The organism is Blastococcus sp. CCUG 61487, from assembly GCF_005222955.1.
In the GTDB taxonomy this organism is placed as follows: Bacteria; Actinomycetota; Actinomycetes; order Mycobacteriales; family Geodermatophilaceae; genus Blastococcus.
In genome coordinates this window covers 337-11,975 of sequence record NZ_LWUA01000273.1, presented here as the reverse complement: position 1 = coordinate 11,975, position 11,639 = coordinate 337, and the positions used below count along the sequence as shown (strand labels likewise).

Below are 11,639 nucleotides of genomic sequence, written 5' to 3'. Positions count from 1 at the left end.
CCTGGTCCCGGTCGATGCCGCCCTGCCCGATGCCGCCCTGCCCGACGCAACGCTGGCGGCGCTGGGGCTGTCCGCGGTGGCGGCGTGGATGGCGTTGACCTGGCGCGCCGGGCTGCGGTCCGGGGAGCACGTCCTGGTCCTCGGGGCCGGGGGCGCCGTCGGCCAGGTCGCCGTCGGAGCCGCACGGCTGCTCGGCGCCGGGCGGGTGGTGGCGGCCGCGCGGTCCGCGGCTGCCCGCGACCGCGCCCTGGCAGCGGGCGCCGACGAGGTGGTCGCGCTCGACGAGGATCCCGGCACCCTGGCCGACCGGTTCCGGGCGGCGCTGGGCGGCCGGCTGGACGTCGTCGTCGACCCCGTCTTCGGCGCCGCCGCCGCCGCGGCGGCCCGGGTGCTCTCCGACGGCGGCCGGCTGGTCAACCTGGGCGGCGCCTCCGGGGACGTCGCCGAGTTCTCCTCGGCCGCGCTGCGGTCCCGGTCGGCCGCGGTCCTCGGCTACACGAACAACGCGCTGACCCCGGCGCAACGGCGCGAGGCGCTCACCGCCGTCGCCGGTCACGCGGCCGCCGGGCGGCTGGCCGTCGCGCACGAGACGGTGCCGCTGGCCGACGTCGGCGAGGCGTGGCGCCGCCAGGCCACCGGTGATCCGGGCGTCCGGCTGGTGCTCACCCCCTGAACCCGTTCCCGCGCTCGGCGCCCGCCGGTCGCGTCCCCGTACGAGGAGGATCCCGTGCAGCTGGTCACCGAGGACAACATCACCGAGCTCGCCGTCGAGCGGTGGGCCACCGCCCGCGATCCGCGGACGGCCGAGGTCATGACCGCGCTCGTGCGGCACCTGCACGACTTCGCCCGCGAGGTGCGGCTCACCGAGGCCGAGTGGATGGCCGCCGTGCAGTGGCTGACCCGCACCGGCCAGATCAGCGACGCGAAGCGCGAGGAGTTCATCCTCGCCTCCGACGTGCTCGGGCTGTCGATGCTCGTCGTGCAGATGAACCACCGGCTCGACCCCCGGGCGACGCCGGCCACGGTGCTCGGGCCGTTCTTCATCGAGGGGTCGCCGCAGCTGCCCTACGGCGGGGACATGTCCGACGGGCTGGACGGCGTCCCGCTGTACGTGCACGGGACGGTGCGGGACCTCGACGGCGACCCGGTGCCGGGCGCCACCTTCGACGTCTGGCAGGCCGACGACGAGGGGGTCTACGAGGCCCAGCTCGGGGAGGTCGACGAGGCACGGCTGCGCGGCAAGTACACGACCCGGGAGGACGGCGGCTACTGCGTGCGGTCGATCGCGCCCAAGGGCTACACGATCCCCATGGACGGGCCGGTCGGCGAGCTGATCTCGCAGACCGCGATCAGCCACTACCGCCCGGCGCACATCCACTTCCTGTTCGCCGTCCCGGGGTACGAGCCGCTGATCACTCACCTGTTCCAGGAGGGCGCCGAGTACCTCGACACGGACGTGGTGTTCGGGACCAAGCAGGAGCTCGTCGTCAGGTTCGAGCAGCGCGAGCCGGGGCCCACCCCGGACGGCGGCCGCAGCGACGTCCCGTGGGTCGAGGCGCGGTACGACTTCGTGCTGCAGCGCGCGGAGTAGCCGGGGACGGTGGAGCGGTGAGCAAGCCGCTGCCCGACGTCGTCGCCCCGGATCTCGACGTCCTGTTCTGCGGCATCAACCCGTCGCTGATGTCGGCCGAGCGCGGCCATCACTTCGCCCGGCCGGGCAACCGCTTCTGGCCGGCGCTGCACCTGGCCGGGCTGACGCCGCGGCGGCTCGCCCCCGAGGAGGACCGGGAGCTGCTGCGGTACGGGCTGGGCGTCACCAACCTGGTCGACCGGCCGACCCGCACCGCCGCCGAGCTGAGCCGGGACGAGCTGCGCGCGGGCGCCGAGGCGCTGGCCGAGCTGGTGGCGCGGTGCCGGCCTCGGGTGCTGGCCGTGCTGGGGGTCACCGCCTACCGGGCCGGCTTCGAGCGTCCGCGGGCCGTGCTCGGGGCCCAGCCGGAGTCGATCGGAAGAGCCCTCACCTGGGTGCTGCCGAACCCGAGCGGGCTGAACGCCCACGTGCAGCTGCCCGACCTGGCACGGAGCTACGGGGAGCTGCGTCGCGCCTGACCGGCCGGGGGATGATCGGCGGATGCCGGCCCTCCTCGTCGTCCACCACACGCCCTCGCCCGCGCTGCAGGCGGTGCTCGAAGCGGTCAAGGAGGGGGTGGCCATGGTCGACGGGGTCGACCTGGTGCTGCGCCCGGCGCTGTCCGCGGGGGCGGCCGACGTGCTGGCCGCGGACGGCGTCCTCCTGGGCACACCCGCGAACATCGGCTACATGTCCGGTGCGCTCAAGCACTTCTTCGACACGATCTACTACCCGTGCCTCGACGCGACCGTCGGCCGGCCCTACGGCGTCTACGTGCACGGCAACGACGACACCTCCGGCGCGCTCACCAGCATCGACCGCATCGTCGGAGCGCTGCGCTGGAAGCAGGTGGCCGCTCCGCTGAGCCTGACCGGTGCGGCGTCCCCCGCCGACCTGGAGGCCGTCCGAGAGCTGGCGGCGACCGTGGCCGTCAGCCTCGAGGGCGCCGGCTGAGACGCCGACGGGGGCCACGGCGCGAGGCGCCGTGACCCCCGTCGGGGATCAGTTCAGATCAGAGGGGACGGACGTTCTCCGCCTGCGGGCCCTTCTGGCCCTGCGTGACGTCGAACTCGACCTGCTGGCCCTCGTCGAGGGAGCGGTAGCCGTCGCTGGCGATCGCCGAGTAGTGGACGAAGACGTCGGCGCCGCCGCCGTCCTGGGCGATGAACCCGAAGCCCTTCTCCGCGTTGAACCACTTCACAGTGCCCTGAGCCATGCTGTTTCTCGTTCCGTGCTGGAGGTGACCGACCCGGCAGGTCGCCGGGGCGGGGCCGCCGCACCGACCGGATGGACCGAGAGGAACGTCAGGCAGAGACTCACTGCGGACGTTCGAGAACGAGCAGAGGTACAACAGCGACCGAGAGGAACGGTACCCCGTCCGCGCCCGATGCCGGTGGGCGGTACCGGATCAGCCGGTGAGCTCGAGGGTCTGCATCGTGTCGTCGCGCACCTGCGCGAGCAGCGCGGGGTCCTTCGACAGCGACCGGCCGTAGGACGGGATGGCCTCCTGCAGCAGCGGCCGCCAGGTGGCCATCCGGTCGGGGAAGCAGCGCTCGAGCAGCGTCAGCATGGCCGAGACCGCCGTCGAGGCGCCGGGCGAGGCCCCCAGCAGGCCGGCGATGCTGCCCTCGCCACCCACGATCAGCTCGGTGCCGAACTGCAGCACGCCCTTGCCCGTGGCCGGGTCGCGCTTGATGACCTGCACCCGCTGACCGGCGGTGATCATGTCCCAGTCGGCCTGCTCCGCCTCGGGCACGAACGCCTGCAGCGACTCGTGCCGGGCGCTGCGCGACTGCAGCAGCTCGCCGATCAGGTACTTGGTGAGCGCGAGCTCGGTGCGGGCGACGCCCAGCATCGAGCCGAGGTTGTTGGGCCGCACGCTCAGCGGCAGGTCGAAGATCGACCCGGCCTTGAGGAACTTCGGGGAGAAGCCGGCGTAGGGGCCGAAGAGCAGCGAGTGGTCGCCGTCGATCAGGCGCAGGTCCAGGTGCGGCACCGACATGGGCGGCGCCCCGACGGCCGCCTGGCCGTAGACCTTGGCCTGGTGCTTGGCCACCAGCTCCGGCGAGGTGGTGCGCAGGAACATGCCGCTGACGGGGAAGCCGCCGAAGCCGGCGATCTCCGGGATGCCGGTCTTCTGCAGCAGCGGCAGCGCGCCGCCGCCCGCGCCGACGAAGACGAAGCGGGCCCGGACGACCTTCGGCTCGCCCGAGCGGGTGTCCTCGACGGTGACCCTCCAGCGGCCGTCGGTCTCCCGCTCGATGCCGGTCACCCGCTGGTTCGTGTGCGTGGCGACGCCGCGGGTCTCGGCGTCGGCCAGCAGGAGCTTGGTGAGGCCGCCGAAGTTGACGTCGGTCCCGGCGACCGAGCGGGTGGCCGCGACGGCCTGCTGCGGGTCGCGGCCGTTCATGACCAGCGGGATCCACTCCGCCAGCTCGGCAGGGTCCTCGGAGTGCTCGAGCTCGGCGAACAGCGGCTGGGCCTTGAGCGCCAGGTAGCGGGCGCGCATGTACTGCCGCCCCTGCTCGCCGGTGACGAACCCGACGTGGGGGACGGGGGTGATGAAGTCCTTCGGCGACCCGGTCATGCCCCCGCGGACGAGGTGGGACCAGAACTGCCGGGAGACCTGGAACTGCTCGTTGATCGTGACGGCCTTGGTGGCGTCCACGGTCCCGTCGGGTCCGGCCGGGGTGTAGTTCAGCTCGCACAGCGCGGCGTGCCCGGTGCCGGCGTTGTTCCAAGCGTCCGAGCTCTCCCCGGCCACGGCCGGTCCGGACTCGAACAGGGCCACCGACCAGTCGGGGGCGACGACGCCGAACAACGACGCGAGGGTGGCGCTCATGATGCCGCCGCCGACGAGGACCACATCGGGGTTCGCGCTGTCAGGGACCACGCCGGGATGGGACGTCACTTCTGCCTCTCTGGCTGCCACGGGACGGTCGCCTGCGGGCGCCGCACTGTAGATGGTCGGCCGAACCCACCCCGACATGCGGCCCTGGGGGATGTGAGGAATCTCCGACCGTGACCTTGGCCATCCGCCGAGCGGCCATTGCCCCGGTTCCGGGCCGCGCATGCGTGGCGCGTCTCACCCGTCCGGATGACCACGGTCAGAGGCCGAGCACGGCCTTGGCGATCAGGAAGTAGACGACCAGCCCGGCGGCGTCGACGAACGTGGTGATGAACGGGTTGGAGAAGACCGCCGGGTCGACCCGGATCATCCGCCCGATCAGCGGCATGGCCCCGCCGACGGTGGCGGCCAGGGTGCAACTGCTCAGCAGCGTGAGACCGATGACGACGCCGATCGAGGGCTCGAACGCGAGCGCCGTGCCGACGAAGCCGACGACGCCGAGCAGGAGGCCCAGGCTCAGGCCCACCCGCAGCTCCCGTGCCGCGACCTTCGTGATGTCCCTCGTGCGCACGTCGTCGAGGGCGAGGGCCCGCGTGACGGTCGTGGCGGCCTGGTTGCCGGTGTTCCCCCCGGTGCCGATGAGCAGCGGGATGAACAGGGACAGCACCACCTTCTGCTCCAGGGTCGCCTGGAAGGCGCTGAGGACCTGGACGGTCAGCGTGGCGCCGACGGCGAGCACGAGCAGCCAGACGACGCGGGAGCGGACGATCGACCGGATCGGGGTGGACAGGTAGGGGCGGCGGAGCGGCTCGGCGCCGCCGATCCGCGCCTGGTCCTCGGACTCGGCGTGCTCGAGGATCGCCAGGGCGTCGTCCACGGTCAGGATCCCGACCAGCCGGTCCTCGGCGTCCACCACGGGCAGGGCGAGGTGCCGGAGGTCCGCGCAGCGGCGGGCCGCGGCCTCGGCGTCCTCGGTGGCGGCGACCGAGTCCGCGTCGCGCAGCAGGGCGCTGATCGGCTCCTCGGGTGCCGCGCCGATCAGGTCGCGGAGGCTGACCACGCCGACCAGCCGTCGCTCGTCGTCGACCACCGGCAGGGTGTAGACGGTCTCCGCGTCGGCGAGCCGGTCGCGGACGCGGTCGAGCGTGCGGCCGACGGTGAGGTGCGGGTGGGTCGTCACGTACTCCGGGCTCATCCGCCGCCCGATGGAGCCCGCCGGATAGCCCAGCACCTCGGCGGTGAGCTCCCGCTCGTGCGCCGGCAGACCCTGGAGCAGGCGGGTGGCGACGGTGGCCGGCAGCTCGTCGAGGAGCGTCACCCGGTCGTCCGGTTCGAGCGAGGCGAACACCGAGGCCACCTCCTCGTGCTGCAGCGCCTGGACGAGGTCGCCCTGCAACGTCGGATCCAGGCGCTCGAACACGTCCAGCGCGGTGTCCTTGCTCAGCAGCCGGAAGAGGACGGCGCGTTCCTTCGCGGCCAGCCGCTCCAGGACACCGACGGCCTCGGCGCCGGTGAGCGGCGCGAGCGCTGCCGCCGCGCCGGTGAGGTCCTGCGCGTCCAGCAGCCGCTCGATCTCCGCGGAGAGCTGCTCGGACGGCACTGCGGTCGGTTGGTCCATGGGAGGGCGCCTCGTGCGTCGAAGACGCCCGCTCCGAGGAGCCGTGGGCGTCGGGGCCGGTGTCGGCGCAGGCTACGTCCCGGCCCCGCCGGAGCAGGTCATCGGGGCGAACCGGGTCCGCGCGGCGGCTGCGGGGGACTGCCGGCGGCCCGCGCGGGCTAGACTCTCGTGACGTACCCGGTGGCGCGCTGATCCCGGCGCGGTGCCACTGGACGTCCATCCCGATCCGCAGCGCGCAGGGCGCTCCGCCGTGCTCGCGCCGGCCTCTCCGCCAGGACTGCTGGGTTCTCGCGATGCCGTCCGACCACCGTCACGAGAGGCGACATGACAGTGCCCGACATCGCCCACCCGGCCACCCCGGAAGCGGCTCCCGCCGCCGGGACCCCGACGACGGCGAAGGCCACCAGGGCGAAGGCCCCCGCGAGGGTGAAGGCCGCCAAGGCGGCTCCCAAGGCGGCTCCGAAGGCGGCTCCCAAGGCGGCTCCGAAGGCGAAGGCGCCGGCCAGGGCGAAGACGCCCAAGGCCGCTCCCGCGGAGGCGACGACCGGAATGACCGCCGACCCGATGGACGGCGACGACGAGCTCGTGGCCGGTGGCCCCGCCGAGACCGTCGCGATCGCCACCGCGCCGGTCGAGGAGGACGACGACACCGACGCCGACGTCGACGGCGGGCTCGCCACGTCGGGGGCCGGCGGATTCGAGTGGGAGGACGAGGAGGAGTCCGCGGCCCTGCGCAAGGCGCGCAAGGACGCCGAGATGACCGCCTCGACCGACGCGGTACGCGCCTACCTCAAGCTCATCGGCAGGGTGAAGCTGCTCACCGCCGAGGAGGAGGTCGACCTCGCGAAGCGGATCGAGGCGGGCCTGTACGCGAGCCACAAGCTGGCCGAGGCGGCCGCCGCGGGGGAGACGCTGCCGACGGCGCGCCGTCGCGAGCTCACCTGGGTCATGCGCGACGGCGAGCGCGCCAAGGACCACCTGCTCGAGGCCAACCTGCGGCTCGTGGTGTCCCTGGCCAAGCGCTACACCGGCCGCGGCATGGCGTTCCTGGACCTCATCCAGGAGGGCAACATGGGCCTGATCCGCGCGGTGGAGAAGTTCGACTACACCAAGGGCTTCAAGTTCTCGACGTACGCCACCTGGTGGATCCGTCAGGCGATCACCCGCGCGATGGCCGACCAGGCGCGCACCATCCGCATCCCGGTGCACATGGTCGAGGTCATCAACAAGCTCGGCCGCATCCAGCGCGAGCTCTCGCAGTCGATGGGCCGCGAGCCCACGCCGGAGGAGCTGGCCAAGGAGCTCGACCTGACGCCCGAGAAGGTGCTGGAGATCCAGCAGTACGCCCGGGAGCCGATCAGCCTCGACCAGACCATCGGCGACGAGGGTGACAGCCAGCTCGGTGACTTCATCGAGGACTCCGAGGCGATCGTCGCCGTCGACGCCGTCAGCTTCGGGCTCATGCAGGACCAGCTCCTGGGCGTGCTGCAGACGCTCTCGGAGCGGGAGGCCGGCGTGGTCCGGCTGCGCTTCGGGCTCACCGACGGCCAGCCGCGCACGCTGGACGAGATCGGCCAGGTCTACGGGGTCACCCGCGAGCGGATCCGGCAGATCGAGTCCAAGACCATGAGCAAGCTGCGCCACCCCAGCCGCTCCCAGGTCCTCCGGGACTATCTCGACTGAGTGATCCGTCGTCCTCCGGACGACACCGCGGCCACGTGCCGTCCCCCAGCGGCAGCGAGCGCGTCCGTCGTGCCTGCGCGGGACCCTCCGGGCCCCACTCGGCACGACAGTGCAGCCCCCGGAGACGACGAAGGCCCCGACCTCACGGTCGGGGCCTTCGTCGTTCAGGCGGTGCGGCTCACTTCGCCTCGGCGTCCAGGGCGTCGGAGACGCGGCGGTGGGCCGCCCAGATCTCCTCGGGCATGTCGCGGAACAGCGAGAGGTGCTGCTCGCGGTGCCCCATCTCCTGCTGCCAGCGCGGGACGTCGATCGACAGGAGCGTCTCCAGGTCGTCCTCGCGGAGGTCGTCCATGCCCTCGAGGACGAGCTCCTCCTTGAGCGGCACGATGCCGACGGGGGTCTGCCGGCCGGTGACCTCGCCGTTGCGCAGCTGCATGAGCCACAGCAGCGGGCGCAGGTTGTCCCGGTAGCCCGGCCACAGGAAGCGGCCGTCCTCGCCCCGCTGGAACCAGTTGACGTGGGCGAAGATCGGCTGGTCCTTCGCGGCGCCGATGATCTTCAGCCAGTGCGCGGCGTACGCGCCCTCGGAGTAAGCCATGAACGGCCGCATCGACATCGGGTCGTAGCGCAGCACGCCCTCGGTGCCCTCGGCCGCGAAGGTCGCCTCCGCGCCCAGGGTCAGGCCGTCGTAGACGCCCTCGGGGAGGTCGGTGATCGCGCGGATCAGCGGCTCGCGGTCGCGGGTGCGCCCACCGAAGATGATCGCGTCGACCGGCACGCCCTTGGGGTTCTCGTAGTCCGGCGCGATGTTCGGGATGTTGGACAGCGTGGTGGTGAACCGGCTGTTCGGGTGGGCCCAGGGCTCGTCCTTCTCGGCCTCGGAGCGCTCCGAGATCAGGTTGCCCTTCCAGTCGCGCCACCCGTCGGTGTCGGCCGGCGGGGTCTTCGACTTGCCCTCCCACCAGACGTCCTGCGTCTTCTCGTTGTAGGCGACGTTGGTGAAGATCGTCCCGGTGCCCTCGGAGATCGCCTCGACCGCGGTGGGGTTGGTGACCTCGTTGGTGTCCTTGGCGACGCCGAAGGCGCCGTACTCGGGGTTGATCGCGTAGACGCGACCGTCCTCCGGGTCCACCCACAGCCAGGCGATGTCGTCGCCGTAGAAGTGCACCTGGTAGCGGTCACCGAGGGCGTCCGGCGCCAGGATCATGGCCAGGTTCGTCTTGCCCGACGCGCTCGGCATGCCCCCGCAGATGTGGTAGGTGCGGCCGGTCTGCTTGTCGGTGATCCCGAGCAGCAGGAACTGCTCGGCGAGGAACTTGCCGGAGGCCCAGCCGTCGTAGGTGGCCTGGCGCAGGCCGTGGGCGATCTTGCCCAGCAGCGCGTTGCCGCCGTAGGAGGAGCCGTAGTGCAGGATCGTGCGCTCGTCGGCGATCGTCACGAAGTAGCGCTGGTCGTCGGCGGTGCCCTGGCCGAGGCTGTCCAGGTCGCCGGTCACGTGCACGCCGCGGACGAAGAAGTCCTGGTCGGCCAGCTCGTTGACGTACTGCACGCCCACCCGCGCCATGCGGATCATGTGCAGCACGACGGTGCGGGTGTCGGTGAGCTCGACGCCGGTGGCGTAGGACTGCAGCGGGGAGCCGGGCGGGGCCATCACGTAGGGGACGACGTACATCGTCTTGCCCGCGGACTTGCCGGCCATCCGCTCCTCGAGCATCGGCCGCATCTCCGAGGCGGGGCGCCAGTTGTTGTACTCGCCCTTGTCGGCGGGGTTGTTCGTCGCGACGACGGTGCGCTCCTCGGAGCGCGCGGTGTCCTTCGGGTGGCTGCGGGAGTAGTAGCGACCCTCCCCGGCGGGCAGCAGCTCCCCGGCCTCGAGCGCCTCGCGGATGAGCCGCGCGTCGTCGGAGGCGTTGATGACCTCGACCCGCTCGGCACCGGTGTGCTGCGCCCAGTGCTTCACGTAGGACCGGACGGCTTCGTTCGTCAGTCCTGCTTCGTCCAGTACCGCGTCAATGGCAGCCACGAGGATCCTCTCCATCCGCTACGACCCACCTTCTCTCCCCGGTCGTGAACCGGCCACCGCGCCCGCGCACGGAGCAGCGGTGCGGTTCCCGGATCCGGGGAACAGTCCGGTGATCGTGTCAGGCCGGTGAACGGCGCGTTGCGGCGGGACCTCAAGTGCCTCCGTTCGGGGGTGCCGGGACACCCGGACGGGAGCCGCCGGTGTGATCGGCGTAACGCCCTGGCGGTCGGCTCGTTGTCCCCGGTGGCCCGCCGTCGAACCCCGGGAGATGCCCGTGCGCCGCCTCGCCGTCCTGCTGCTGGCCTGCTTCGTGACGCTCGTGGTGGTCGCGCCGCCGTCCTCGGCCCGGGGCCACGGCCCGGTCCGCTACGTGGCGATGGGGGACTCCTACAGCGCCGCCTCCGGTGTGCTGCCGCCGGACCCGACCGCGCCGCTCCAGTGCCTGCGCTCGACGGCGAACTACCCGAACGTCATCGCCCGGGCGACCGGCGCCCTGCTCACCGACGTGACCTGTGGCGGCGCCGACACCGGCGACTACTTCGCCCCGCAGTACGACGGCGTCGCCCCGCAGCTGGACGCGCTGAGCCGGGACACGCAGGTGGTCACCATGACCATCGGCGGCAACAACAGCGGCGTCTTCATCGACTCGCTGCTGCAGTGCGGGGCCGCCGGCCTGTCCACCCTCGGCCAGGGCAGCCCGTGCAAGGACCGGTACGGCTCGACCTTCGAGGACACCATCCGCAGCACGACGTACCCCTCGCTGGTGCGGGCGCTCGAGGCGGTGCGCGCCCGGGCGCCGCGGGCCGAGGTCGCGATCCTGGGCTACCCGTGGATCCTGCCGGCGTCCGGTGGCTGCTTCGACAGGATGCCGGTGGCCGAGGGCGACGTCCCCTACCTGCGCTCCCTCCAGGCCACGTTGAACGACGCCGTGGCCCGTGCCGCCGCCGAGACCGGAGTGACGTACGTCGACATGAGCCGGGCCTCCGAGGGGCACGACGCCTGCGCGCCGCTCGGCGTCCGCTGGATCGAGCCGGTGCTGCAGAGCACCAACCCCGTCGTCGTGCACCCGAACGCACTCGGCGAGGCGGCGATGGCCGATCTGGCGATGCGGGCGCTGAAGCGCGTCTGAGGCTGCGCGGGAACCGGCTCACCTCGGCGTTTGTCACGGATGGATAACGGTGGCTACCGTGGTCGCCGTCCGCCGGTCGGCACCTTCCCCGCCCGGGGAGCCCGTGTGGACGCCGCCGAGTCGCCCGCGCCCCATCCGGGACGCGGGGGAGCCGGGGACCCACCGCAGCACTGGGGTGAATCTCGCGCCGGGCACCATCCGGCGCGGTAGGGCAGACCCGAGCCCGAACCCGTCAGCTAACTCGGTAGGCGGTATCGGAAGAAACGGAGAGCCGCCGGATGGCGTGCCCCTGCACCACCGCACCACCCCGTTCCGCATCACCCCGTTCCGCCCGGAGACACCGGCCGCTGGAGCGCCCGCACAGCTGATCCCGCCTGCCGCTCCCGCCGCCGTCCGCACGTGACGGCCGCGCCGCTCCCGGCCCGCCCTTCCCGGCTCCGGCTTCTCGCCGGCCCGCCCGGGTCCCGGCATGCGCGGGAGCGTGGCAGCCCTCAGACCGCACATCCGTGGCAGCCCGTCGCCCACCCGCGGGCCGGCTGCACGCACCCTCCGGAGCACCCGCCCTCATGCGTCGCACCACCCTGTCCGGCCTCCGCGGCCGGGTCGCCGCCTCCTACCACCGCCCGCTCGCCCGTGGCCGTCGCCCGGTCGCCTACCTGGGCACCGCCGCCGCCGGCGCCGTCCTGGTCAACATGCTCGTCGCCACGG

Annotated in this window: 10 protein-coding genes and 1 riboswitch; of the genes, 6 read left to right on the top strand and 4 right to left on the bottom strand. The window is 72.8% G+C overall.

Annotated elements, in window-relative coordinates; translation table 11 throughout:
* The 4 genes from A6V29_RS17905 to A6V29_RS17890 form a co-directional block, all read left to right on the top strand.
* A partial coding sequence (locus A6V29_RS17905; protein WP_137161572.1) for a zinc-binding dehydrogenase occupies window positions 1-673 on the top strand: 673 nt, incomplete at its 5' end.
* A 54-nt stretch (window positions 674-727) separates the two neighbouring features.
* On the top strand, window positions 728-1,591 hold the full coding sequence (locus A6V29_RS17900; protein WP_137161571.1) for a dioxygenase family protein: 864 nt from the start codon (window positions 728-730) through the stop codon (window positions 1,589-1,591).
* Window positions 1,592-1,608: 17 nt separating this feature from the next.
* Entirely contained in the window at window positions 1,609-2,109 is a 501-nt protein-coding gene (gene mug / locus A6V29_RS17895; protein ID WP_137161570.1) for a G/U mismatch-specific DNA glycosylase, read from the top strand.
* A gap of 22 nt (window positions 2,110-2,131) precedes the next feature.
* Window positions 2,132-2,584: a flavodoxin family protein gene (locus A6V29_RS17890; RefSeq protein ID WP_137161569.1), complete on the top strand. Its 453-nt coding sequence runs from the start codon at window positions 2,132-2,134 to the stop codon at window positions 2,582-2,584.
* 58 nt (window positions 2,585-2,642) lie between these two features.
* On the opposite strand, the gene A6V29_RS17885 is transcribed toward A6V29_RS17890, so the two are convergent.
* The 3 genes from A6V29_RS17885 to mgtE all read right to left on the bottom strand — a co-directional run bounded on the left by A6V29_RS17885 (window position 2,643) and on the right by mgtE (window position 6,096).
* Window positions 2,643-2,846, bottom strand: coding sequence for a cold-shock protein (locus tag A6V29_RS17885; RefSeq protein WP_137161568.1), 204 nt, complete (start codon window positions 2,844-2,846; stop codon window positions 2,643-2,645).
* 192 nt (window positions 2,847-3,038) lie between these two features.
* Window positions 3,039-4,523: a malate dehydrogenase (quinone) gene (mqo, locus tag A6V29_RS17880; RefSeq protein WP_249933322.1), complete on the bottom strand. Its 1,485-nt coding sequence runs from the start codon at window positions 4,521-4,523 to the stop codon at window positions 3,039-3,041.
* 214 nt (window positions 4,524-4,737) lie between these two features.
* Complete coding sequence (mgtE, locus tag A6V29_RS17875; protein ID WP_137161566.1) at window positions 4,738-6,096, bottom strand: magnesium transporter; 1,359 nt, start codon at window positions 6,094-6,096, stop codon at window positions 4,738-4,740.
* A 324-nt stretch (window positions 6,097-6,420) separates the two neighbouring features.
* On the opposite strand from mgtE, the gene A6V29_RS17870 reads away from it, so the two are divergent.
* On the top strand, window positions 6,421-7,779 hold the full coding sequence (locus A6V29_RS17870; protein WP_137161565.1) for an RNA polymerase sigma factor: 1,359 nt from the start codon (window positions 6,421-6,423) through the stop codon (window positions 7,777-7,779).
* A 178-nt stretch (window positions 7,780-7,957) separates the two neighbouring features.
* Here A6V29_RS17870 and A6V29_RS17865 read toward each other — a convergent pair whose 3' ends face one another.
* Complete coding sequence (locus tag A6V29_RS17865) at window positions 7,958-9,802, bottom strand: phosphoenolpyruvate carboxykinase (GTP) (protein ID WP_137161564.1); 1,845 nt, start codon at window positions 9,800-9,802, stop codon at window positions 7,958-7,960.
* Between the two features lie 274 nt (window positions 9,803-10,076).
* Between A6V29_RS17865 and A6V29_RS17860 the strand changes: the two genes are divergently transcribed.
* Window positions 10,077-10,931: an SGNH/GDSL hydrolase family protein gene (locus tag A6V29_RS17860; protein ID WP_212719573.1), complete on the top strand. Its 855-nt coding sequence runs from the start codon at window positions 10,077-10,079 to the stop codon at window positions 10,929-10,931.
* A gap of 117 nt (window positions 10,932-11,048) precedes the next feature.
* Window positions 11,049-11,197, top strand: a riboswitch (cyclic di-AMP (ydaO/yuaA leader).
* The last annotated feature ends 442 nt before the right edge of the window (window positions 11,198-11,639 follow it).